General features: G+C 55.0%; 20 protein-coding genes. 8 read left to right on the top strand and 12 right to left on the bottom strand.

Going from position 1 to position 23,599, the window contains the following annotated elements; translation table 11 throughout:
• The first annotated feature begins 103 nt into the window (after window positions 1-103).
• The 6 genes from WC600_06025 to WC600_06000 all read left to right on the top strand — a co-directional run bounded on the left by WC600_06025 (window position 104) and on the right by WC600_06000 (window position 10,362).
• Complete coding sequence (locus tag WC600_06025) at window positions 104-2,869, top strand: cation-translocating P-type ATPase (GenBank protein ID MFA4902287.1); 2,766 nt, start codon at window positions 104-106, stop codon at window positions 2,867-2,869.
• A 167-nt stretch (window positions 2,870-3,036) separates the two neighbouring features.
• Window positions 3,037-4,389, top strand: a complete 1,353-nt coding sequence (locus WC600_06020) for an efflux RND transporter periplasmic adaptor subunit (protein ID MFA4902286.1) — start codon at window positions 3,037-3,039, stop codon at window positions 4,387-4,389.
• A gap of 40 nt (window positions 4,390-4,429) precedes the next feature.
• Window positions 4,430-7,543: a CusA/CzcA family heavy metal efflux RND transporter gene (locus WC600_06015; GenBank protein MFA4902285.1), complete on the top strand. Its 3,114-nt coding sequence runs from the start codon at window positions 4,430-4,432 to the stop codon at window positions 7,541-7,543.
• Between the two features lie 379 nt (window positions 7,544-7,922).
• Entirely contained in the window at window positions 7,923-8,660 is a 738-nt protein-coding gene (locus tag WC600_06010; GenBank protein MFA4902284.1) for a GAF domain-containing protein, read from the top strand.
• 50 nt (window positions 8,661-8,710) lie between these two features.
• Window positions 8,711-9,304 carry a hypothetical protein gene (locus WC600_06005; protein MFA4902283.1) on the top strand — a complete coding sequence of 198 codons (594 nt, stop codon included), beginning with the start codon at window positions 8,711-8,713 and terminating at the stop codon, window positions 9,302-9,304.
• Window positions 9,301-10,362: a HAMP domain-containing sensor histidine kinase gene (locus WC600_06000; protein ID MFA4902282.1), complete on the top strand. Its 1,062-nt coding sequence runs from the start codon at window positions 9,301-9,303 to the stop codon at window positions 10,360-10,362. The genes WC600_06005 and WC600_06000 overlap by 4 nt, the downstream gene beginning before the upstream one ends.
• A 231-nt stretch (window positions 10,363-10,593) precedes the next feature.
• Here WC600_06000 and WC600_05995 read toward each other — a convergent pair whose 3' ends face one another.
• The 5 genes from WC600_05995 to WC600_05975 form a co-directional block, all read right to left on the bottom strand.
• Window positions 10,594-11,403 carry a DUF116 domain-containing protein gene (locus WC600_05995; protein ID MFA4902281.1) on the bottom strand — a complete coding sequence of 270 codons (810 nt, stop codon included), beginning with the start codon at window positions 11,401-11,403 and terminating at the stop codon, window positions 10,594-10,596.
• A gap of 121 nt (window positions 11,404-11,524) precedes the next feature.
• Window positions 11,525-11,953: a MucR family transcriptional regulator gene (locus WC600_05990; protein MFA4902280.1), complete on the bottom strand. Its 429-nt coding sequence runs from the start codon at window positions 11,951-11,953 to the stop codon at window positions 11,525-11,527.
• A 75-nt stretch (window positions 11,954-12,028) separates the two neighbouring features.
• A complete protein-coding gene (locus tag WC600_05985; GenBank protein ID MFA4902279.1) occupies window positions 12,029-12,325 on the bottom strand; it encodes a MucR family transcriptional regulator in 297 nt (98 codons plus the stop codon).
• A 237-nt stretch (window positions 12,326-12,562) separates the two neighbouring features.
• On the bottom strand, window positions 12,563-12,979 hold the full coding sequence (locus WC600_05980) for a toll/interleukin-1 receptor domain-containing protein (protein MFA4902278.1): 417 nt from the start codon (window positions 12,977-12,979) through the stop codon (window positions 12,563-12,565).
• Between the two features lie 106 nt (window positions 12,980-13,085).
• Window positions 13,086-13,757: a DUF72 domain-containing protein gene (locus tag WC600_05975; GenBank protein MFA4902277.1), complete on the bottom strand. Its 672-nt coding sequence runs from the start codon at window positions 13,755-13,757 to the stop codon at window positions 13,086-13,088.
• A gap of 16 nt (window positions 13,758-13,773) precedes the next feature.
• Between WC600_05975 and WC600_05970 the strand changes: the two genes are divergently transcribed.
• Complete coding sequence (locus WC600_05970) at window positions 13,774-14,010, top strand: hypothetical protein (GenBank protein ID MFA4902276.1); 237 nt, start codon at window positions 13,774-13,776, stop codon at window positions 14,008-14,010.
• A gap of 193 nt (window positions 14,011-14,203) precedes the next feature.
• Here the strand turns inward: WC600_05970 and WC600_05965 are convergent, their stop codons facing one another.
• From WC600_05965 to WC600_05935, 7 genes are all read right to left on the bottom strand, one after another.
• Complete coding sequence (locus tag WC600_05965) at window positions 14,204-16,270, bottom strand: ATP-binding protein (GenBank protein MFA4902275.1); 2,067 nt, start codon at window positions 16,268-16,270, stop codon at window positions 14,204-14,206.
• Between the two features lie 31 nt (window positions 16,271-16,301).
• Window positions 16,302-16,592 (bottom strand): hypothetical protein, encoded by a 291-nt coding sequence (locus WC600_05960; protein ID MFA4902274.1) that lies wholly within the window; start codon window positions 16,590-16,592, stop codon window positions 16,302-16,304.
• Between the two features lie 26 nt (window positions 16,593-16,618).
• A complete protein-coding gene (locus WC600_05955) occupies window positions 16,619-17,164 on the bottom strand; it encodes a hypothetical protein (protein MFA4902273.1) in 546 nt (181 codons plus the stop codon).
• Between the two features lie 949 nt (window positions 17,165-18,113).
• Window positions 18,114-18,491, bottom strand: coding sequence for a DUF202 domain-containing protein (locus tag WC600_05950; protein MFA4902272.1), 378 nt, complete (start codon window positions 18,489-18,491; stop codon window positions 18,114-18,116).
• Window positions 18,492-18,504: 13 nt separating this feature from the next.
• Window positions 18,505-19,152 carry a MarC family protein gene (locus tag WC600_05945; GenBank protein MFA4902271.1) on the bottom strand — a complete coding sequence of 216 codons (648 nt, stop codon included), beginning with the start codon at window positions 19,150-19,152 and terminating at the stop codon, window positions 18,505-18,507.
• A gap of 136 nt (window positions 19,153-19,288) precedes the next feature.
• On the bottom strand, window positions 19,289-20,782 hold the full coding sequence (locus WC600_05940) for an arylsulfatase (GenBank protein MFA4902270.1): 1,494 nt from the start codon (window positions 20,780-20,782) through the stop codon (window positions 19,289-19,291).
• A gap of 92 nt (window positions 20,783-20,874) precedes the next feature.
• Window positions 20,875-22,206, bottom strand: a complete 1,332-nt coding sequence (locus WC600_05935; protein MFA4902269.1) for an anaerobic sulfatase maturase — start codon at window positions 22,204-22,206, stop codon at window positions 20,875-20,877.
• Between the two features lie 360 nt (window positions 22,207-22,566).
• On the opposite strand from WC600_05935, the gene WC600_05930 reads away from it, so the two are divergent.
• On the top strand, window positions 22,567-23,592 hold the full coding sequence (locus WC600_05930; GenBank protein ID MFA4902268.1) for an HAD family hydrolase: 1,026 nt from the start codon (window positions 22,567-22,569) through the stop codon (window positions 23,590-23,592).
• Window positions 23,593-23,599: the final 7 nt, after the last annotated feature.

Here is a 23,599-nt window from a genome sequence, read left to right as displayed (position 1 = left end):
TCGCCTTGTATGATCTTCAACCGGATGGAGAGCCACAGAAAAATAACCGATAGATTCTAGTCATCGGATTTTCTTGCAATGCCGAAGGAGGAGGCGAGAGGGCATGCCTATTCCTGAAGAAGCTCAACCAGAAACCGCCGAGGGTCCATATTATACGCTCCCTTCCGAGCAAGTTTTGTCGATCTTCGACACCGGCCCCTCCGGGCTTAGCGCTTCCCAGGCCCGGGAACGCCTGGAGCAATACGGTCCTAACGAGCTGACCCCGCCGAAAAAAATCTCTCCCTGGACCATCTTTTTGTGGCAGTTCCAGAATCTCCTTATCATCATTCTGATTGCGGCCACCGGCATTTCCTTCTTTCTGGGGGAACACCTGGACGCTTACGTCATCCTGGTGATCATCCTGGCCTGCACCGTCCTGGGATTCGTCCAGGAGTACCGGGCCGAGCAGGCGGCCGCGGCCCTCCAGAAACTGGCGGCGCCAGAGGCCGCGGTGCTTCGGGACGGCAGAGAACAGGTCATTCCCGCCCGTGAGGTGGTCCCCGGTGATGTGTTAGTCCTGCATACCGGCGATAAGGTGGCCGCCGATGGCCGCGTGCTGGAAGCCATCAACCTCAAGAACGATGAATCCCTGCTCACCGGCGAATCGACCTCCGTCAATAAGACCGCGGCACCCGATCCCCGCCCTCACCTTCCCGTCGCCGACCAGAAGGGCATGGTCTTCGGGGGCACCGTGGTCACCTACGGACGGGGGCGGGCGGTGGTGACGACCACCGGCATGGACACCGAATTCGGCGGCATCGCCCGCATGCTGGGGGAGGTGGTTCAGGAGAAGACCCCCCTGGAGGCCCGCATGGCTTCCATCGGCCTGGTCTTGAGCATCCTGTGCCTGTCGGTGAGCGCCGGGGCCATAGTGTTTGGGGTCCTGAAGGGTAACAACTGGCTGCAAATGCTGATCTGGGGTATCAGCCTGGCGGTGGCGGCGGTGCCCGAGGCCCTCCCTGCAGTGGTGACCGGGGCCCTGGCCATCGGCACCACTCGCATGGCCCGGCGCAACGCCATCGTCAAGCGCCTGCCCGCGGTGGAAACCATGGGCTGCACCACGGTGATCTGCACCGACAAGACCGGCACCCTCACGAAAAACGAAATGACCGTGCGCTTGCTTTTCCTGGATAACCGGGAGGTTGAAGTCAGCGGCCTGGGATATGAGCCCGAAGGCGACTTTTTCATAGAAGAGAACGTTATTGCCCCGGGGGATGATCCGGTCCTGATGGAAGCCGCCCGTATCGCCATGTTGTGCAATGACGCCGTCTTGACGGAAACGGTGGAGGGGGCCTGGACCATCCAGGGCGACCCCACCGAGGGGGCCCTGGTGGTGCTGGGCCGCAAAGCCGGTCTCCATGAAGCGGTGTTGGCCCGAGAGTGCCCCCGGGTGGCGGAAATTCCCTTCGACTCGGAGCGGAAGCGCATGACCACCTTTCACTGCCCCTCAATTGTTGTGGCCTGTACGAAGGGCGCGCCAGAGGGTCTCCTGCTCCGTTGCCGGAATTTTCTCTCAACCTTTGGGGAAAGGTCTCTCACCGAAGGGAATCGCCAGGTCATTATGAGCGAAGCCGCGCACATGGCCGGGGGGGCATTGAGAGTCCTGGGACTGGCTTACCGTAAATTGGAGTCGGTCCCGGAGTCGCCTTCCGAAGAGATGGAGATGGATTTGGTGTGGGTAGGACTGGTGGGAATGATGGACCCGCCTCGCTCCGAGGCCAAAGAGGCCGTGAGCAAATGCCATCAGGCGGGCATCCGGGTGATCATGGTCACCGGCGATCATCCGGACACCGCTGTGGCTATTGCCCGAGAACTTGGGCTGGTCCCCCCAGTGCAGACCAGCGCCGCAGTGTTAACGGGGGCCGACCTGTCCCGCTTGAGTGACGAAGAATTATCCATGGCTTTACCTCAAGCGCCGGTGTTTGCCCGGGTGGCCCCGGAGCACAAGCTGCGCCTGGTGAATCTGCTCAAGGCTCAAGGGGAAGTGGTGGCCATGACCGGGGACGGGGTCAATGACGCTCCTGCATTGAAAAGAGCCGACATAGGCGTGGCCATGGGGATCACCGGCACCGAGGTCACCAAGGAGACCGCGGACATGATCCTGGCCGACGACAATTTCGCCACCCTGGTGGCCGCGGTGGAGGAAGGGCGGGCCATCTTCGACAACATCAAAAAATACCTGATTTTTCTTCTGAGCGCCAATCTCGGCGAGATCACCGTCTTGACCGGCACCTTCTTCCTGGGCATGCCCCTGCCCCTGGTGGCCCTGCAAATCCTCTGGGTGAACCTCACCACGGACGGTCTTCCCGCCCTGGCCCTGGGGGTGGACCCCAAAGCCCCGGATATCATGCAGCGGCCGCCCCGCCCGCCGGAAGAAGGGGTGTTCACCAAATCGGTGATCGCCCTGATGGTGGTGATCACCGCCTATCTCACCGTGGGCCTGATTCCTCTGTTTCACCATTATTACCACGGCTATCTGGCGGTGATCGGGGACCAGGAGCTATCGCTAACCCGGGCCCAGACCATGGTCTTCGTGACCCTGGTCCTGGCGGAGTTGGTAAACGCCTTCAACTGCCGCTCGGAATATCATTCAATCTTCAGGGTGGGGGTGCTTGCCAACCGTTTTCTGCTCTTCGCCACGCTCATCTCTCTGATTATGGTGGTGGCGGTGGTGCAGGTGCCTCCTCTGGCGCAACTGTTCCACGCGGTGCCTCTGGGCTGGAAAGAATGGCTCTTCGCCGCGTTCCTGGCTTTTCTGCTCCTCCCGGTGGTGGAAGTGACCAAGTGGTTGATGCGGCAAGATGCCAGGCGCATGGCCAAAAGTTCTTAAGGAGAAAGGAGACCAAGAAAAGGCTCCCAAGATTTCTGAAAGCGCGAGCACCATGGAAACCGGAGGTCGGCGATGATGGCGATGCCCAATATTCCGATGACCTTGAAGGTAGACCGCGTTGGAATGGCTGGTGGGGGAGAGCTGCCCCGCTGGCTGGAGGTAAAGGGATGAACACCCGTCGATTTTTGCCGGGTTTGGTTCTAGGCCTGGTCATCCTGATGGCTGCCGGAGGCGTACTTTACTGGCAAGGTTACCGCCTTATGCTGCACGGCGCAGCCCCCGGTCCCCTGACTCCTGCTCCCGCAGCCAAAGAAGGCCGCAAGGTAAAGCACTGGGTGTCCTCCATAGACCCCAAGTACGTCAGCGACAAACCTGGTAAGGACCCCACGGGCATGGACCTGGTGCCGGTTTATGAAGACGAGCCCGGGATGGGTCCCCGCACCATCGCCGTAGACCCCCAGACTCTGCAATCCATGGGAGTGAGAACGGCAAAGGCGGAGGTCCGACCTCTATCCAGGACCATCCGGGCGGTGGGCAAAGTGGCCTATGACGAGCGCCGCCTGACCCTGGTGAACACCAAGATGGAAGGCTGGGTGGACCGCCTTTACATCAAAACCACCGGCGAGCTGGTTAAGAAGGGCCAGCCGCTCCTCAGCATTTACAGCCGGGAGTTGGTGCCGGCCCAACAAGAATATCTGCTGGCGTTGAGGTATGAGCAAAGTTTGGCCAAAAGCCCGTTTCCCGAAATAGCCGAGGGTGGCAAGCGTCTGGCCGAGGCTTCTCGCCGGCGGCTGGAATATTTTGACATCAGTCCCTCCCAAATCGAGGCCCTGAAAAAAACCGGCAAGGTGAAAAAGGACCTGCTCTTGACTTCCCCGGTGCACGGCATCGTGGTCAAACGCATGGTGACCGAAGGCCAGTTCGTGATGTCGGGTATGACCCTTCTGGAGGTGGCCGACCTGTCAACGGTTTGGGTGGAAGCGGATATCTACGAGTATGAGCTGCCGTGGGTGGCGGTGGGCCAACGGGCCGAAATGACCTTGAGCTATCTCCCGGGAAAAGCCTTCACCGGCCACATCGAGTACCTTTACCCTTATTTAAAGGATATGACCCGCACCGCCAAGGTGCGCCTGAAATTCGCCAATCCCGGGCTCAAGCTGAAACCCGATATGTTCGCCCAGGTGGAAATCAAATCACCCTTGAAGCATCCCACAGTTGTGGTGCCCAGGGAAGCCGTCTTGAACACCGGTGAAAAGCAGCACGTCTTTCTGGCCCTGGGACAGGGGCGCTTCGATCCCCGGGAAGTAAAACTGGGCGCCCAAAGCGGAGAGGGGCTCGTGCAGATTCTCAAAGGCCTGCAAGGCGGTGAAGAGGTGGTCACTTCCGCGGTCTTCCTGCTGGATTCCGAATCCCGGTTCCGGGAAGCGGCCACCAAGATGCTGCAGCCTCCCAAGCTGGAAGGGGCTCCAGCACCCAGTGCTCCACCGCCTGAGGCTCCGCCGCCGGTTCACCGGCATTGATCGTCAAGTGTAGCCTTTTTTATGATGGAGTTCCGGTTCCATGATCGCCCGGTTTATTGAAGCCTGCTACCGCAATCGCTTCCTGGTCCTGGTCATCTGGACCCTCATTCTGATCTGGGGGCTTTACGCTACCTATAACCTCCCCATTGACGCCATTCCCGATCTTTCCGACGTACAGGTGATTATCCGCACCGAATTTGCCGAGCAGGCTCCCCAGGTGGTGGAAGATCAGGTGACCTATCCTTTGACCACCACCATGCTGGCGGTCCCCCGCTCCAAGGTGGTGCGAGGCTATTCCCAGTTCGGTCTCTCCCTGGTGTACGTCATCTTCGAGGACGGCACCGATATCTACTGGGCCCGTTCCCGGGTGCTGGAATACCTCAATTATGTCCGGGGGAGGCTGCCTGAGGGCGTTAATCCCGCCCTCGGTCCCGACGCCACCGGAGTGGGCTGGGTCTATATCTATACGTTGGAAGACACCACCGGCAAACATGATCTGGCCCACCTGCGCACCATCCAGGATTGGTACCTGCGCTACCAGGTCCAGCGGGTGCCTGGGGTAGCCGAGGTTGCCAGTATCGGAGGATTCGTCAAGCAGTACCAGGTGCTGGTGGACCCCAACAAACTGGCGGCCTACAATCTTCCCCTGTCCAAATTGAAGGACGCCATCCGCATGTCCAACCAGGATGTTGGCGGCCGGGTCATTGAAATGGCCGAAACCGAGTACATGGTGCGGGGTCTGGGTTACATCCAGAACCTGGAGGACGTGGAAGATATCGCGGTAGGCACCGACAAAGGGACTCCCATCCGCATCAAGGACGTGGCGGAAGTTCGCCTGGGGCCGGACATGCGCCGGGGCCTGGCGGAGGCCAACGGCAAGGGCGAAGTGGTGGGCGGCGTCGTGGTGATGCGCTTCGGGGAAAACGCCCGGGCGGTCATCGACCGGGTTAAGGTTAAGTTGGAGGAACTGAAGGCCGGGCTGCCGGAAGGGGTTCGCCTGGTTACGGCCTATGACCGCTCCGGGCTCATCGAGCGCTGCGTGGACACCCTGAAAGAGGCCCTGACGGAAGAATTGATCATCGTCTCCCTGATGTGCGGCCTTTTTTTGTACCACTTCCGGAGTTCCATTGTGGCCTTCATCAGCCTGCCCTTGGGGATTTTAATCTCTTTTATCTTGCAGCATCAACTTAACATCACCGCCAATATCCTGAGCCTTTCCGGGCTGGCCCTGGCCATCGGGGACATGGTGGACGCCGCGGTCATCATGGTGGAAGATGCCCACAAGCGCCTCCACGCCGCCGGCCCGGAGGCCGACCGGGAGTCCATTATCCTGAAAGTAGCCCAGGAAGTGGGGCCGTCCCTGTTTTTCTCCCTCATGGTCATCACGGTCTCCTTTCTCCCCATCTTTGCCCTAACAGGCGAGAGCGGCAGGCTCTTCCGCCCCCTGGCGTTCACCAAGACCTTTGCCATGGCCGGGGCTTCCATCCTGGCCATTACCCTGATCCCCGTCCTGATGTACTACTTCGTCTGGGGAAAGATCCGCCCGGAAGAAAAGATTCCCCTGGTGCGTTGGTCCACCGCGGTTTACCGGCCCATTTTGCACACAACCTGTCGAAATCCCAAAGCCGCCATCCTGATCGCGGTGTCCCTCTTGTTGATCAGCCTATACCCCCTCTTGAAGCTGGGTACAGAGTTCATGCCACCCCTGGACGAGGGGGATCTCCTGTACATGCCCACCAGCATGCCGGGAATCGGGGTTACCGAAGCCAAGGCCGTGCTCCAGCAGACTGACCGTATCATCTATACTTTTCCGGAGGTGGAGTATGTCTTTGGGAAGGCCGGCCGGGCGGAGACGGCCACTGACCCGGCGCCCCTGAACATGATTGAAACCACCATCAAACTCAAGGACCCCAGTCAATGGCGGCCGGGTTATGATACCCAGCGACTTATTCGTGAACTGGACGCGGCGGTCAAATTTCCAGGCCTCGCCAACACCTGGGGCTTTCCCATCCGGGTGCGCATCGACATGCTTTCCACCGGCATCAGGTCTCCGGTGGGTCTGAAAATCCTGGGACCGGATTTGGGAGTCTTGAATACCCTGGCGGAAAACGCGGAAAACATTTTTCGAACCGTTCCGGGTACTGCCAGCGTCTACGGCGAACGCACTACCGGGGGCTACTACCTGGACTTCAAAATCAACCGTAAGGAAGCAGGCCGCTACGGGCTTACCGTTGGGGAGGTCCAGGATGTGATTTTGAGCGCTCTGGGGGGCATGACCATCACCCAGACGGTGGAAGGCCTGGAACGCTATCCCGTGAACCTGCGCTATTTTCAGGATTACCGCGACAACCTCCCGGCTCTCAACCGGGTACTTATTCCCACGCCCACCGGCGCCCAGGTGCCTATGGGGCAGTTAGCCGCCATTGACATTCACCAGGGTCCGGACATGATCAAAAGCGAGGACGCCCGGCGCACTTCCTGGATTTACGTGGATATCCGGGACATCGACCTGGGCACCTACATCGCCCGGGCCAAAGAGGCCATCAAGACCAGACTGCAACTGCCCCCGGGTTATACGCTTACGTGGAGCGGGCAGTTCGAGTACCTGGAGCGAGCCAAAGAGAGACTGTTGGTGGTGGTGCCCGTCACCATGGCCCTGGTATTTCTGCTGCTCTTCTTCGAATCCGGCTCAGTGGTGCAGTTAACCATCATCCTGCTCTCACTCCCCTTTTCCATCATGGGCGGGTTATGGCTCTGTTACCTCTTGGGCTACAACATCAGCATCGGCGTGGTAGTTGGGTTCATTGCCATGGCCGGGGTGGACGTGGAGACCGGGGTGATCATGCTCCTCTTCCTCAACATGGCTTATGAGGAAGGTATCCGTGAAGGCCGGATGAACACTCTGGAAGACTTGCGGAACGCGGTGATGGACGGAGCGCTCTCACGCCTCAGGCCCGTGCTCATGACCTCCATGGCCAACCTGTTCGGACTGCTGCCGATCATGGTGAGCGTCGGCGCCGGCGCGGAGGTGGCCAAGCGCTTCGCCGCTCCCATGGTGGGAGGTGTTTTTTCATCATTGATGCTGGAACTGCTGATCTACCCAGCAGTGTTCATCACCTGGAAATGGCACTTTGAAATGAAGAAAAAAATTTAACATATACTCAAATACACATAGCCTCATAAACAATTTGACATATTTGTCTCTGCGCCCTCAGCGTCTCTGCGGTTAATTATTTTTCAGCGCAGAGGAGCAGAGAACGCAGAGACCGCTTATGTTCAATTACTAAGTCGCTGGGTATGGTTACCAAGTCAATCAAGGGGTATATATGAATCCTGACCAGTGCGAACCGATCCGACAGGAGAGAACCTGGGTATATCCCTGGATAGGCATCCTGTTTGGCATTGCTGTGGGAATCTTAATCGGCCATCCACTTTCGATGCTGGCGCATGAATTTTACAATTCTATTAGTTCGGGCGCCCCGTTGGATATAAGTAGAGCCTTCTCCCACAGCTTTCATTGGCATATGTGGCCCATGTCGCTCATCTTCGCCGGGTTTGGAGCGATAGTTTGGGGTTTCATAGGCTTCATTTTACAGCGTCTCCGAGAGAGTCGCTTACGCTTGGACGCCTCGAACCGGCAACTTCTGAAACAGACCAGGTACCTCAACACCTACCTGACGATTAGCTCCATGGTCGCCCAATGCCTGGATCCCCACGAACTCCTGGAGGCGGTTTTGAACATCATCATGGAAACCGTGTCTGCGGAAGGAGCCTCTGTTCTTCTCCTGGACGAGGATCAGGTGAACTTCCGGTTCTATAGCATCGAGGGCCCTGCCAAGCAGTGCCTCATGTCCGTGACCTTCCCCGCCGACAAGGGTATAGCGGGGTCAATCCTGCAAACCCAGAGGTCGGAGGTCGTCAACGATGTGCATTCCGACTCACGCTTCTTTGGGAAGATCGACTCCGAACATGGCTTTGTCACCCAAAACCTGATCGCCATTCCCCTGACCGCGGGCGAGGAAAAGATCGGCGTGATGGAGGTCCTTAATAAATCCGGTGGCGAGCCCTTTACGGACGAAGAACGTCTTCTACTGGACTCCATCGCCGAAGAAATCGCCTTTGCCATTCGGAATGCCAGGATCTTCGAGTACGTCATTAATAGCTACTGCAAGCAGCGCCAGGGGCAGACGTCCTGCAAGGGATGTAAGCGGCCGCTAAGATCATGGACCCCTTGCGTCAAATACCGCCAGGCCGCCGACATCCCTATTTAATTACCAGGAGTGCAAGGGCGGGTCCTTGGAAGCCTAAGGAACTTTTTATTATGCAAAAAAGCAAGATAATCTGGTTCACCCTGGCCGGGATGTTACTGGGCTACCTCCTGATCCATCCCTTCGCCATGTTGGCCAATACTCTTGGCCCCCGCATATCTCACTTTCCCGTGGCATTCTCCTTCTGGGGACACCATCTGCGAGTCTCCTTCGGTCCGGAGATGCTGACCATGGGCATGGCTTTTGCCTTCATGGGCGGGCTGGCGGGCTTCTGCATGGGGATTTGGTACCTCCAGAAAGAGAGGCTGACTGAGGAGAGGCTTGAATCGCAGCGACGCCAGGTAGCCCTGGAGACCTTGCAGGAATTGATAGTCACCCTGGCGCATCATGTACGAAACGCCAATGTGGTGATCGGCGGCTTCAGCAGTCGCCTCATCAAGCAGGCTCCCGACCCGGAGGCCCAGCGGCAGTTAGAGATGATTCAGCAAGCCTCCCGGGAAATCGACGCGGTGATCGCCTCCCTGGAAAGTTTGACGGAAATCGAACATGCCCGGTATATCGGCTCCTGGGAGACGAAGATGATCGACTTGAAAAAAGAACTCGAAGCCCGGCTGAAAGCGTTCGAGTCTCCGAGGGATGTCCCATGAACGATGAACTTCCCAATCCGGTAGTGCTGAAATCCCCTACCCATAAAGAGAAAACCTGGTTCTATCCCTGGGTAGGCGTCATGTTCGGCGTGGCCAGCGGCATCCTGATCGGGCATCCCCTTGCCATGCTGGCGTTTAACTTTCACGAATGTTTGATGTCAGGGACCACTTGTAATGTGACCGACGCTCTTTTTCATAGCTTCGCCTTCCATATGTGGCCCATGATGCTTCTCTTCTCCGTATTTGGCGGGATATCCTGGGGAATTATAGGTTTCGTATTAAAGCGTCTTAGAGATAACCGCCTGCGTCTGGACACCTTGCACCAGGAGTTCGAATTCCAGGTGGCCACCTTAAGACACCATTATAAAAACCTGGCTTTGGGCATTCACGGTTTCTCTGGCAGGATCAAGCGGAAGCTGGCCAATCTGGACAAGACCCTTCACCATTGTCTTTCTCAGGGCAACTGTCCCTCTTATGAAGAATTACAACCGGAATTCGACTCTCTGGTAACTAGCTTTACCGTCGTTGAAGATGCCGCCCAACGCCTGACCCATACCCTCGGGCAGGAAGTCCTGTTCCTCAAGGCCCTTACCAGCGATACCTTGCACCTTACGTCCCGGGACTTTTATCCCGTCCTGATCCATTGCATAGAAGAACTGAAGGAACTGCGTTTTCAGGATAAAGAAGTACAAGTTCAAATAGATGGTGGTTCTTGCGAGGAATGCCGGTGTTCCCTGGTCTTTCCCTTCGAGCCTTACACCATGGAAGTCATCTTGCAGAATATTATCGGCAACGCCATGAAATACGCCGATCAAATTCAGATTAGGGTGGAGGGAAGAGATAGCAAGGTAGCCGTTGAAGTAGAGGACAACGGCCCCGGCCTGGAGGTGGAAAATCTCAGGGAGCATCTGCTGATCCCTGGTGACCGGCGGGAGGCCGAGAGCTCTCACCTGGGAATAAAGGTGACCCTGCATCTGTTGGAGAAAGTTGACGGCCGGCTGCTGGTCTGGAGCAAACCCGGAGCCGGGACAAAATTTATCATAGAGTTCCCCAGATAGCTCTCGGGAACCTGGTGATCGGCTCATCCTCCTTGTTTCTTTTAGCCATCCGCAACCATCTGGGCCGCCGCCATTAAGCAGGGGCACTACTTGCAGAAATGGCGAGATAACTGCTATGACCCGACACTTATCACGAAGCCAAAAACCTTTCATATCCAGAATATAACAATACTTTTGGGTCAGAAGATTTTGTTGCCCCATGTGACAGCTATTTTTGAACTACATTGGTGCTCACTTAAGAAGCTCTTCAAGTTGTTCGAGGTTGAAAGAGGTCTCGTAAGCCTGCGACATCCACCTGGCACATCGATTTGCATTCAATGGAATTCCAACGGGTGAGATGCCTGTGCGGATGCACAGCCTCATGCCCATGGCAAGCTCCGGAATACATGCGATTCCGAGGGCACCGATGCTGGAGTGCTCTTGCTTGAGTCTTCTAAAGAGCCTTTCCTGGTCCATTTCTACAGAAATATAAGGTTTAATGCCATATTTCTCGAGGAGGACACTCCCGAGGTGAATGAAGCAGTCCTCGGTGCAACCCCTGCACACGGCCTCGAATTCACCTTCTTCTGAGCGGCAGCCCGGCCTGAAGTCACGCAGGCAGTGGGCCATGAGAGCGAACTTGTATTCGGAGCGTTTGAACTCTTCTCTGTAGATTCTATTCACTAATTCGATCTCAAGCATGTACAGATGGTATTGCTCCTCCGTCGTGACAAGCGTACTGTCCATTCTCTTCGCCAGGGGCAAGGTTTTCAAGTGGTTCGAAACATTTTGGGTATAGATTGACAATGACTGCCTAAGAGTCTTTCTAACAAATTTGAGTGTCTTCCGATCAGCCCTCGTAGTTTTCCAGCCCAAAAGAAAGGGCCTTTCTCCCACCTTCTGTATCAGGCCCAATAGCCTTTTTTCGTCAGGGCAGCGCTGGAGGAAAACATCTGCCAAGCGCTTTATTTCTGTGTAGTAATATTCGCTATCGTCACCCTCGGCAAACAGTGAGTAAGTTTTCCCTTGGACCGGCGTGTGTAGCTTCTCGAGATTTGACAATGCCTTATAAGCTCCTGGCAAGTTTTTAGATATTCTGATAATATTACCTATTTTTTGGCCCAACAAAAAGGGACCGCGACAGGTCCCTCAATTGAGTACAAAATAACATTGCTGGGTCCCGTTACTCTACCGTGGCACCTTTCGTCCCAAATCCCCGGTCCTTAGCCATTTTGCTCCTGGCCGCAGAATAATCCTTGCAAACCAGCGGGAATTTCTTGGGATCAAGGCCATAGCGCTGATAATATTCTTTCGGCATTAAACCGTGAGCCTTGAGCAGGTGTCTTTTCAAAGTCTTCAGCTTTTTGCCGCATTCCAGGCAGACCACATATTTGGCTTTGACGATATCTTTCAAGGGGATTGAAGGTTTTACAACGCCAGCTTCTTCGGCTTTTTCAGAAACCGCTTCCTCCAAAATTCCCCCGCCATACAGAGAAGCCAAGACATTGTAGACTTCTTTGATTTCTTGCACCAATTGCTCAGGGGTCAGTTCGGTTAAGGAAACATGGGAAATGACAATCTCTGTGGTTAGTTTCAAAACTTCGCTGGACATGGAGTTATCTCCTTTTGGTTCATTGATTATAGGGTAAATCAAGTCAGAATGGGTTGAGACGGTACCTGGTGCCGTTTACCCCTCTCGGCTTTCCATAAACTCCATGTAATCTGGGTCTCCAACAGGCAATCCTTCCTCATTTTCAACTGCTTTGGCCTCAGGTGATTCTTTCATTTTTACTTTTCGAGGTTTTCGCTGAAGTTTGGCTGAAGGTTTGGTTTCCGGAACTTCAACTTTATCCTCTTTATCCAATGATACCAAAACATCATGGACTGCTTTAATTGTCGCCAGCAATTCTTTGGGAGTCAGTGCAGTCATGGAGGCATGGGATATGACGATCTGCGCCGTTAAATTGAGAATTTCGCTGGGCATGGGATCATCTCCTTGAACTAAGTTGGCGTTATTTGGTAGCTACCTTTCAAGTCCTTACCGGTCATGCTTCAAACTCGGGAATCAAGCAATGGTGACGAAAACCCTTTATAATAATGATAAAGGCTTGATGTCACCATGGCCCATACGATATTGGCGCTGGAAGACCTTGCAGCCTTCCAGAAAAAGCCTCAATTCCTTGCAATCCGGGCACTTACTACCCTCTAAGTTCACCATCAATTAAACCGATCGCCTAATCGCTGCAATTAACCGTGGCAGGTTCCGGTTCCACCTGTTCTTGGTCGATAGATCGGCATATGCCTTGGTGCCGATTTCTTCTGGGATTTGTCCTCCAGATTTTATTCTCACGGGAATGATGATGCCTTTGCCCGTCTCACTTTCTCTCAACATGGCCATTTTGAGCTCTTTCTTGACCCACGAAACAGGGGGCTTTTTGTTAAAGGAAGGGCTCAGACAAATAATGATTTTGTCAGCTGCCCGAATCCCCTTTTTCATTTCCTCCAGAAAATCATCACCGGGATAGATGTTGGTGGTGTCAAGCCAAACTGTAATATCCTGTTCCTGCCCCAAGGCTTCGGCTAACCGTTCAACCCTCATCAGGTCGTTGCTGGAATAGGAAATAAAGACGGAAGTCACTGCTTATCTCCAGTCTGCATTTAACATAGGATCTTGGGCCCTGTAGTACAATAGCAATACTACAGTTCTCCAAGCTTTTCAATGATGGACCGGGAATCAATGGCAGCTACCAGAGGCTCAGTTGGCCTTTCTTTTTTGGCGGGGCTTTTGGGAATAGCTTTTCAGCGATTATTTGGGCAATCATCGGGGCGTTGCCGCCGGCCCTATTGTTGATGATGAGGTTGGCCAGCAGGCCTTTTTCAATGGCGCCCTTGATAATGTCCACCGTTTCCAAAACCATCTCCGTCTGGAGCATCCCGTCTACGAGTTTGTCGAAAGGATAGGCTTTTGCATAAGCGTCTTCATACCGCATGTTCAGAGGCGTCAGTAGCCGGACCACACATTCATTCCCGGCATTGAAGAACCGTCCATCGGCTTTGGCCAATTGCTTCCTCAAAGGCGGTAACCAGGTCCAATGGGATAAGACTTGCCCTACGCCGTGTTTCCCCAAAACTTCAAACACCTGATCCCTGAGGTAAAGGTCGGTTCTCAATTCGATGTGGTACCGGGGGTCTTTGGGGATCTGGCTGAAGAACTTATCCAAACCGTGGACCATCGCCATCACAGGAGCCCGGTCTTCCTTCCGCTGGTATTCCTGTTCAAAGATAAAGCCGGTGAGGTTGGTACTCAAGAGATTTACGGCGGGCTCATAGAATTGGCTAGTGAAGAGTTTGGGGTTGAAATAGGCTGGGTTGTCAAGGTATTGGTCGCCCTTGTGGAACTTCTGGGCGGTGACCAATTGCGGGACCTTGAGAATGATTCGGTCATCGTCTTTAAGGTGCTTGGCGTATGTCTTTCAACACCCGGTAGTTTTGGGTTGGGTCGCCGTTTTGGTCCAGGAGCTGCCGGTAAAACGAGAAATCGATCTCGAGAACCGAAAAATGTTCGAAATACTCTTCGACACTATCTACTGGCAGGACTTTTTCGACAAATGTTCTTCCGGCTATGATTTTGCTTCGTTGGGTTATGCGGCCTTGGTACCGGTCGGGTGAATAAATTGGTCCGATCTAGCCGGCATAACGATCACTGGCCGTACCGATGGCAATGAGGGGATGAATATTACGGAAATGAAAGGGGTCTAGATTGAATTTAGAGCCTTGGGGCATGCATAAAGTTTAAAGGAAAAGAAGGGCGTCCAACAGATAAATAAGTGAGATTTTTTCGGAAGTTGTAGTTAATCGGGCCTTAAAAGCCGACCAAGCCCTTTTTAAGACCTGATTTGGCGGAAATTTCCTGCTCCAGCCAGGTGAGCAGCGCTTCGGCAGTTGGCTTTTTCTCATGCATTAGACTTTTGCGCTTCATAACGGCGAAATCCCCGGGCGTTAAATGATGCAGGCGGGCCAATCTTGCCTGGAAAGGCCCGATCTCCGAAAGGGGTAAATGAGCCTGCAAATCCTTCGCCATGGCCTTGAACAACAGCCATGCCTGCTCCGGCTTCAGGTAAGTGAACCCCACCTTGAAATCAAACCGCCTGAACACAGCGAGGTCCAGGCTTTCCTTGAGGTTTGTGGCGCCGACAAAGGTCCCGCCAAACCGCTCGAGCTGCCCCAAAAACTCGTTTACTATGGTTACTTCCCACGAGTGATGGGCCTGCTGGCGGTTTTGAAAAAAGCCGTCCACCTCATCAACGAAGAGGATCGCTTTTTGATCACCAGCCTTCCGAAACATCGCCGCAATTTCCCTTTCCGTTTGGCCAACATACGGCCGGAGGAGGTCTGAAGCGGTTTTGAGCAGTACCGTTTTTCCCAATACTTGCCCCAAATACTGCACAAAAGCGCTCTTTCCGGTCCCCGGCGGGCCATGGAGGAAAAGGCGAATGGAATGGGATCGGCGGCAGCACTTGACCAGCCCCTGCAAATCATGATCGGCATTGACATGGGCTAAGCTGTAGGCAGCGTCCAATTGGTGCCCAAACTCTTTCCCCTGCTTCAAGTTCAGCGCCTTGTGAGCGTTGCCAATGACGGCTTGGAGGATTGTGCCGGTGTCTTCGGCCGTCCGGGCTCCGCAGTATGATGCCACTTTCGCGGCTTTGTCGATGTGAGCCGGGGCCAGGTGGATGTTTTGAGCCAATTCCCGAAGGCTGGCATTGTCTACTTTCAAGCCGCCCAGCCTGGTTGCCAGCATTTTCTCTCGGGCACGTAGCGGCGGCAGAGGGACTTCGATGATTAGGTCGAACCGGCGGACATGGGCGGGATCAATCCCGTCCATTCGGTTACAAATCCACACCGCCGGGACCTGATTGGTTTCCAAGAGGCGGTTAGTCCACCCTTTCCGGGAGTTGTGCTGATGCAAGTCCTTAAATAGAGTGAAATCGGGCCAAGGGAAGACATCTTCAATTTCATCAAACAGCAAAAGACAGTCTGAGGCATGAGACAGCACTCGCTGACTGAGGAGGTAACCCCGTAACCTCTGCCCACCTGGTAAAGCCTCTCCGTCGTCGTCTGCGGTGCTCACTTCAAACAGCCGCGCCTTGACATGCTGTGCGAGAGTCCGGGCCAATTCGGTCTTGCCGGTACCGGGTGGGCCATACAGCAAGACGTTGGTCCCCGGTTCCCGCGCTTTCACCGCTTTCCGCACATAACGGACCAAAAGGCTGAAGTTGGGATAGTGGGCAAAATCCTGCAATGACAGGACTGGCGCCGGAGACTTGGTAAAATACGACGACAGTATGCCCTCCACTCCACCTTCTGGCTTCCCTAAGGCTTGGTAGAGGCCTTCCAAGGGCTCTAGCTCAAACGAGCCGTGGGTGCCTTTAAACACTTCGAGAAGGCCTGCCGTGGCAAGAGTGCCGTCTTTGCGCACCGCCTTCCGAAGTTCGGCCTCGGGCACCTTCAGAATGCGGGCCAAGTGGTCAAAATATGCTTGGATTCCGCAATAGGTCAGTTCGTGCAGCGCTTGCCGCAAACCGGGCTCCTCACGGAACAGCAGGGCAAACAGGAGGACGTCCCGTTCGACTTCGGTCAGCTTCAGCAAACCACCTAACTGTGCCAAGTTCTTAAAAAACACCCCATTCCGAGTCAAGTTGACCGCGTCCACCCCTTCTTCTATGGTGTTACGGGAGTTGGTTGACAGGAGCTTTGCCGTCGCCGGCGTCTCTTTGGCTTTGACATAGTCCAGCAGGTCTTCCAGCTCTTCCTTGTCCCAGAAGACCAACCCGTCATTCAGCTTAAAGTCTTTGAACCCTGCCGGGGTGAGAATCCCCCTCAGGGCCCACACTGCTGCCAAACATTTTAGTTCACGTTCGCTGTCCATGGCCTTCCTTGTTGTTCATGAGCCACTCGGTTCAAAACAGGCCCAATGCCACATAGTGCTGCTCATCCCGGGGAAATGGATCAGTCTCGGTCCAGCCTTCTTCCTTGAGGTCGGAAATGATGTGGTGCCGAGCCACTTCGCCAGCTATGTCACCAAACAGGACCTTGGCTTCCCTCATGCCAGCCTCATGGTGCCGGACCCGGCGGTGACGCATCCCATAAGGCGGCTTTCCTGCAAGTTCATCCAGCCACCGGTGGACTGCCTCGAACGCCTGTCCAAACCGCCTCATGGACTCCTGGCAGTGGGCTTCTAACGTTGACATGGTTAAATACCCCTTCTTGGCGTGGTTCATGGGAATAAGTAAGGGTCCACAGGTTGATTGGCTGGTTTTTGCGGCGGCAACTGGTTGCACAACCGCTGTTGGTGAAGGATGCATGCCGAGTTCGGCTTGCCGGACTTGCACTTGTTGCCGTTGCAAATGTTTTCGCCGTCTTTGGCGCAATAGGCCCATATGTGGTACTGAATGAACCGGGGAAAGTGGGCTGGAAGGTTGGGGTTAAACTCCCGGCAGTCAATTCGGCTGGCCAAATCTTGGATCACCCCCAAACACCCCTTTTCCGTGTGGCAGCGAGGTCCATAGGCATGGTCGAGCTGGTAGCTGTCCAAAATACCGGTCCGGTGAAGGAAGTTGTGAACCAGGCTGTCGACGGCAATCATGTGCAGCCCCACTTGGCGATAGTCCCAGCCAGGGTAGCGGGTCAAGAACAGGCTGGACAGGGCCATGTGAGCCAGCTTCGGGCCGACGTTGGCAATTGTGGTGACTTTCTTGATGAAGTCGTGGAGGCGCTCGTTGATGGCCCCAGCGGGCAACTGGCCCTCCCCAAAGTGCTGCATGACATATGCGTAAAAGTCCCTCCTACAGACATCTCGCAGAAAAAAGAACAGCGAGAACGCCATGTGATTCAAAGACCCCCGTTTCATGTCGAAAGTCGGCAGTGGACAGGTTCCCAAGAAAGCCGGTTCATTGCACTTTTGCGTGGTTTTTTGGTAGCCGCAACTCTTAAACGCTTCAAAAGTGGCTAACTTCGGGCACTGAGCGGCTGTGACAACTCGTTTGACCCTGTTTAAGGTCGGTTTGACCCGCTGCTTGGCGTAGTAGCCTAAGTTCGACTGGTCCCCACCCCCAGCAAAAAGAAAGCATCCAAGTAAGTATTGATAAAGCATGACAGACTTGTGGTTAGGCTTCCCATGAATCATTTGCTGCAGAATAGCTTGTATTTCGTGTGCATCTTCAACAAAGACATCATCAAATAGCCTCTGATGAGCCTTAATAATTTGCTTTACTATCTCAATACTACGCTTTGAGGCCTGCTTTTGGTGTGTCATAATTGTAAATGTAACACAAATAGCTTGTAAAGTCAAATAAGATGGCTTTATAACTCTCCTTAGCAAGTAACTATGGTATTTAATTGCAGTAATTGCGCTAATAATATAAAGATTCCTTATAGTACTGATATTAGTGTCTTGATCTATCTATTGAATTGATAAGTACCGAAGGGATTGGCTGGGAATGATGCTTGAGATAAGCTTTTAACAGCGCTTTTTGGGGTGACAACCGTGAGGGTAGGTTTAAAACTATTGGGTCCTTGTCCTTTCCTCAATGTGATGGAGCCTGAAAATGCGCCTTACAACAGGCCCATTTCTATATGCAAATCATTCATGCTATTTTTGATGGCTCGCTGATAAGTGAAGGGGATGGCAAGCTATCAAGTACGAAGGCCCTTCTCAAATACTGGTTCTTTTCAATCTATTGAGCCTTCATAATTCTATCTTTCATTTACTATTAAACCCTTAGCAGGATAGAGATGAAAGCAAAGAGCCCGATGAGCAGCAATAGGATCGCGGTTATCATTACCACTGGGCGGAAGCCGGTATATTGGAAATCCTCAAGCTTGATATGGTGCAGAATTCGCCAATGTTGGATAACCGCGGCGAGGAGACCAAGGATGCCGAGGGAGATAAAACTCAATCCAAAAATCATGGTGGAGTTAATATTATCGCCGGCTCGGCGGATAAGACCACCTTCAACCAAAATGTCCCGGAATTTGGCGATGCCAAACCCGAACCCAATCAACGAGAGGCAGGTACGAATCCATGCCATAAGGGTTCGGTCAGCAGCCTCGCGGGTGCGTTCTCTAGCGAGTTCGTTGGAGACATTCATCTCATTTCTTACCCTATGATCCCAGAGTGGGGAGCGCCCCTAACCGAACCAGACCATTAATTATATATTGCGCCGCCAGCGCCGCTTGGAGTATGGCCATCACCCATCCCAGGACTTTAAGCGCAGGTGAGGGGCCACGTTTTAAAATCGCCTCCATGTTTAGTAGGGTGACCAGGTTCAGCCCCATGATCACCAGTAACGACGCGAAGACAATGCCTTTTTGAGTCCAATCGCCTCCGGCAATAGCCATGAATCCGACAATGGCCGCGATGCCGGGAGCAGTGACCAGGATAGGAAGGGCCAGGGAGAATTGGGCCATCGCCATGGTTGGCGGAGCCTGTCCGGGTTTTTGCTGGGGAGGTGGCGCAACGGCCGAGGGCTGCATGATCAGCTGGAATGCCTGGCAGAAGAGGATGAGGCCCCCGGTGATGACGATCGCGGCGACGGAAACATGCCAATTTTGTAGGATGACTGCACCTAACAGGGCCACAATAATCACGATAAGCGTGGCAATCGCCGTGGCCCGCCAGGCTAAGGTCCGGCGAAAGGCAGAGTCGGTTCCCTGAGTCAACTGCGCAAAAGGGGCAATGGCCTTGAGCGGACCGAGAGTTAAAAAGAAAATTATTAAAGCGTCTGAGATTGAGATGTGCAAGAGAGGCATGCGAACCTCGATGCTTTGGCTATTTGATGGAATGATCGGGGCCTCCTGCTTTCGACCCGATATAACCGATGTTTATTGAAAAGGCGTACCCCGCAAATCCTCTGTGCCATTGAATCTGCGGGGTATTAAGATAACGTTAACGACTACCGGCGCCCCCCAGGAGTTTCTGCAACACCTGGTCGATGGTGAAGCTCGCCGCCTTCTGGCGCGGGGGATACTCCTGGAACGTCATCAGAAATTCTCCCACGACTTTCTGCGCCGGCAGAAACAGGTAAACGTGATCGAGCACCCAGTCCCAGTAAGTGTTTGAGGTGATGTCCGCCCGCTCGAAGGGGTCCGTGCGCAGATTAAAGAGCTTTGGAAACCGTAACGGCACCAGCGGCTCCTGCCAGATCCGCAGGGTGCCTACCATCCGCTGCTCCATGAAGATCAGCTTCCAATTATCGTACCGCAGAGCCATGAGGTCGCCGTCGTCGGAGAAGTAGAAATACTCCACCCGAGAGCTTTTCTCAACCTCGCCCTTTAAGAAAGGCAGGAGGTTGTAGCCGTCCAGGTGCACCTTGAAGGTCTTGGCCCCCGCCTGATGGCCTTTGAGGAGTTTCTCCTTGATGTTCGGGTCGCCCGCGGCGGCCAGGAAGGTGGGTAACCAGTCCAGGTGGCTGACGATCTCGTTGGACACGGTGCCGGCCTTGATCTTGCCGGGCCAGCGTATCATAGCAGGCACCCGGAAGGCGCCTTCCCAGTTGGAATCCTTCTCGTTGCGAAAGGGCGTCATGGCGCCGTCGGGCCAGGAGTTCATATGCGGCCCGTTGTCGGTGCTGTACATGACGATGGTGTTGTCGGCGATGCCCAGGTCATCCAGTTGCTGCAGCAGGGCGCCCACGCACTTATCGTGGTCGATCATGACGTCGTGGTATTCCGACTGCCAGCGGCCGGACTGGCCGAGGCTCTCGGGCTTGGCATGGGTCCGGAAGTGCATGTGCGAGGTGTTGAACCACACGAAGAACGGCTTATCGGCTTTGACCTGGCGGTCGATGTATTCCGTGGCTGCATCCAGGACCTCGTCGTCGATGGTCTCCATCCGCTTTTTGGTTAGCTGGCCGGTATCTTCGATGCGGCCGTCGGCGGAACAGCGGAGCACGCCCCGGGGGCCGTAGTTCTTCCTGAAGTTGGGAAAGTCGGCTTCGGGGGGATAGTCGCGCAGTTCCGGCTCCTCGCAGGCGTTCAGGTGGTACAGGAACCCGAAGAACTCATCGAACCCGTGCTTGGTAGGCAGAAATTCGTCCTTGTCACCCAGGTGATTCTTGCCGAACTGACCGGTGGCGTAGCCCAGCGGCTTCAACAACTCGGCGATGGTGGGATCTTCGCCGCGCAGGCCTATATCGGCTCCCGGCATCCCCACCTTGCTCAAGCCGGTGCGGAAGACGCTTTGGCCGGTGATGAACGCCGAACGCCCCGCGGTGCAGCTCTGCTCGCCATAGCAATCGGTGAACATGATCCCTTCTGCGGCGATGCGGTCGATGTTCGGTGTCCGGTAGCCCATCATGCCGTGGCTATAGGCACTGATGTTCCACATGCCGATGTCATCGCCCCAGATGACCAGAATGTTGGGTTGCTTCTCTGCTGGCATAAATCCTCCTTTTTAGGGTGCAATAAAACAGTTGATCATTAAGCTTGGACTCCTGGTTCAGAGGTTTCCCGGCATGGGTGAGGCCGCGTTAATTACAGGGAAGTTCTCCTGGCCTGGACATTCACCTCCCGGCCGTGACATTTCTTGAACTTAAGACCACTGCCGCACGGGCAGGGATCATTGCGACCGGTTTTGGAAAACGGTAGGGCGGACCGGCCAGCCTCATCGGTGAGGACTTCCATGACCTGCGCGGCTGGATGGCCCCGGCGCAGCAAGCCAGCCATGATCTTCAAAGGGCGGTCGACGTGGTGGAAGAAGGCCCGGTAACCCGCACACAAATAGTTTAGTCCCGGTTCCCCCTCCGGCGTGGTAAGAAACCGATTTTTGGGACATTCGCCCTTACAGGCGAAGCCCACCTCGCATTCCCGGCAATAACGGGGCAGCGTCGAAAGCTTGGCGCGGCCAAAGGTGCGCTGCTGCTCTGAGCCTGCCAGATCCATCATGTGAGTTTGTCGGATGTTGCCCAGTAGGTACTTGGGCTCGACAAAATGGTCACAGGAATACAGGTCGCCGTTGTGCTCCAGGGCAAGTCCATGACCGCACGTGGCATCGAAGACGCACATGCCGGAGGAAGGCAGGCCCAGCCAGTTTCTCACGGTCGCCTCGAAGGTCTGCACGAACACGCGGCCGACGTCATGCCGGACCCATTCGTCAAAAATGGTGCTCAGAAAATTGCCGAGCTGTTCCGGCAGCACTGAACGCTCCGAAACGGAGGTCCCTTCCTGGTAAAGGGAAACCCCTGCTTGGTTGAGGCGCTCGATGGCCGGAATGAACTGCATCCAGGTGGCGCCGGCTTCGTCCCTTAAAAATCGGTAAACCTCGAGGGGGTGATCAGCGTTGCGCCGATTAACGGTGGTCAGAATGTTGTATTCCACCCCGTGCTTCTGCAACAGCCGCAGGCCGCGCATCACCCGGTCAAAGGTTGGCCGGCCGCTCTTGTCCACCCGGTAGACATCGTGCAGTTCAACCGGACCGTCGATACTGATGCCGATGAGAAAGCCCTGCTCGCGGAAAAATTCGCACCATGCGTCGTTCAGGAGCGTGCCGTTGGTTTGCATGGTGTTTTCGAAGCTCATGCCCGGCCGCTGGTACTGGTTCTGGAATTCGAGGGCGCGCTTATAGAAGTCGATGCCCATCAGAGTCGGTTCTCCGCCCTGCCAGGCCACCGTCACCTTATCAGTGCGATGGGACTCGATGAGCTGCCGAATGTAATGCTCCAATACCGCATCACTCATGCGAAAGTGACTGCCGGGGTAGAGCTGCTCTTTATTCAGAAAAAAGCAATAGGAACAGTTCAGGTTGCAGGTCGCCCCGGTGGGCTTGGCCAGCACGTGGATTCGGGGGGGTAGGTTTTCATTGCTCATGGAGAGGGCTCATAAGGGTGAGAAAACTGGGAAGACAATAATTAGCTAAAAAGTAGTGCCCATTTAGCCGTTGTCAAGGAGGCAGCGCAGAGAGGGGTCACTTGCAAAGTAATGATCTTATCCTTGAATTAGTTAAAAGAATGCTTAAATAAATCGAGGGGTGCCGTTCCGCATTTGTTGGCTGGAATCATCATCAACAAGCCCCTGGCGGCTTCTCTCTTTCTAACCCTATTTATCGGCTTCGTCCCACTGGCTACGGCCCATAGACGAAGCTGCCTGAGAAACCAACCAAGAATGGAGGAAGCCATGCCTGGGCTACTCTGGCCCGCACTCCCCTTATCTCCAACAGAAGGGTTAGCTGTGAAATGGAGAAATGTTCTTAGGAAAATCGTGGTTCTTTGCCTCATTGGGACTTGTGCGGTCTTGACCTTTACCGGCCTGGCCCTGGCCCAGGACCCGTTGCCCTCCTGGAACGAAGGGCCGGCGAAGCAGGCGATCGTGAGTTTTGTCCGGAAAGTTACGGATAAGTCCAGCGTTGCTTATGTGCCGCCGGCGGACCGCCTCGCCACCTTCGACCAGGACGGCACGTTGTGGGTGGAACATCCTATCTACACCCAGGCTATGTTTGCCCTGGACCGGGTGCACGAACTTGCGCCCAAGCATCTAGAGTGGAAGAACGAGCATCCCTTCAAAGCGATCCTGGGGAACGACCAGGGGGCCATTGCCAGTTTCACCGAGCAGGAGTGGGCCAAAATCATTGGGGCTACGCACGCCGGTATGACCACCGAGGCGTTTCTAAAGATCGCCCAGGAATGGTTGGCCCGGGCCAAGCATCCTCGCTTCCAGAAGCCCTACACCGAACTCGTGTACCTCCCCATGCTGGAGGTCATGCACTATCTCCGGGTCAACGGCTTCAAGACTTTCATCGTCACCGGCGGCGGCCAGGAGTTTGTCCGAGTATACAGCGAGCAAGTCTACGACATACCGCCGGAGCAGGTGGTGGGCTCGAGCATCGCCACCAAGTATGAGTATCAGGACCGCAAGCCGGTGCTCATGCGGCTGCCCAAGGTGTTATTCATTGACGACCACGCCGGCAAGGCCATCGGTATCAACCTGTTCATCGGCAAGCGCCCCTTGGCCGCCTTTGGCAACTCCGGGGGCGACCGGGAGATGCTGGAGTACACCGGGGCAGGCTCCGGGGCGCGGCTTATGATGCTGGTGCTGCATGACGATGCCCAGCGCGAGTATGCCTATGGCCCGGCCGAGGGGCTACCGGCCACCAAGGTCGGCACCTTCACCCAGGCGCTTTACGATGAGGCGAAGCAGGATGGCTGGTTCGTCATCTCCATGAAAAAGGATTGGAAAAAGATCTTTGCCTGGGAGTAGGGGTTCG

The organism is Desulfobaccales bacterium, from assembly GCA_041648175.1.
Classification (GTDB): domain Bacteria; phylum Desulfobacterota; class Desulfobaccia; order Desulfobaccales; family 0-14-0-80-60-11; genus 0-14-0-80-60-11.
This window is presented reverse-complemented; position numbering and strand designations above follow the sequence as displayed.

What these genes read in the sequence shown, in the direction of transcription:
- WC600_06025 (MFA4902287.1), top strand. Translation starts at nt 104, where the DNA reads ATGCCTATTCCTGAAGAAGCTCAACCAGAAACCGCCGAGGGTCCATAT.
- WC600_06020 (MFA4902286.1), top strand. Translation starts at nt 3,037, where the DNA reads ATGAACACCCGTCGATTTTTGCCGGGTTTGGTTCTAGGCCTGGTCATC.
- WC600_06015 (MFA4902285.1), top strand. Translation starts at nt 4,430, where the DNA reads ATGATCGCCCGGTTTATTGAAGCCTGCTACCGCAATCGCTTCCTGGTC.
- WC600_06010 (MFA4902284.1), top strand. Translation starts at nt 7,923, where the DNA reads ATGTCGCTCATCTTCGCCGGGTTTGGAGCGATAGTTTGGGGTTTCATA.
- WC600_06005 (MFA4902283.1), top strand. Translation starts at nt 8,711, where the DNA reads ATGCAAAAAAGCAAGATAATCTGGTTCACCCTGGCCGGGATGTTACTG.
- WC600_06000 (MFA4902282.1), top strand. Translation starts at nt 9,301, where the DNA reads ATGAACGATGAACTTCCCAATCCGGTAGTGCTGAAATCCCCTACCCAT.
- WC600_05990 (MFA4902280.1), bottom strand. Translation starts at nt 11,953, where the DNA reads ATGTCCAGCGAAGTTTTGAAACTAACCACAGAGATTGTCATTTCCCAT.
- WC600_05985 (MFA4902279.1), bottom strand. Translation starts at nt 12,325, where the DNA reads ATGCCCAGCGAAATTCTCAATTTAACGGCGCAGATCGTCATATCCCAT.
- WC600_05970 (MFA4902276.1), top strand. Translation starts at nt 13,774, where the DNA reads ATGATTCGGTCATCGTCTTTAAGGTGCTTGGCGTATGTCTTTCAACAC.
- WC600_05965 (MFA4902275.1), bottom strand. Translation starts at nt 16,270, where the DNA reads ATGGACAGCGAACGTGAACTAAAATGTTTGGCAGCAGTGTGGGCCCTG.
- WC600_05960 (MFA4902274.1), bottom strand. Translation starts at nt 16,592, where the DNA reads ATGTCAACGTTAGAAGCCCACTGCCAGGAGTCCATGAGGCGGTTTGGA.
- WC600_05955 (MFA4902273.1), bottom strand. Translation starts at nt 17,164, where the DNA reads ATGCAGCACTTTGGGGAGGGCCAGTTGCCCGCTGGGGCCATCAACGAG.
- WC600_05950 (MFA4902272.1), bottom strand. Translation starts at nt 18,491, where the DNA reads ATGAATGTCTCCAACGAACTCGCTAGAGAACGCACCCGCGAGGCTGCT.
- WC600_05945 (MFA4902271.1), bottom strand. Translation starts at nt 19,152, where the DNA reads ATGCCTCTCTTGCACATCTCAATCTCAGACGCTTTAATAATTTTCTTT.
- WC600_05940 (MFA4902270.1), bottom strand. Translation starts at nt 20,782, where the DNA reads ATGCCAGCAGAGAAGCAACCCAACATTCTGGTCATCTGGGGCGATGAC.
- WC600_05935 (MFA4902269.1), bottom strand. Translation starts at nt 22,206, where the DNA reads ATGAGCAATGAAAACCTACCCCCCCGAATCCACGTGCTGGCCAAGCCC.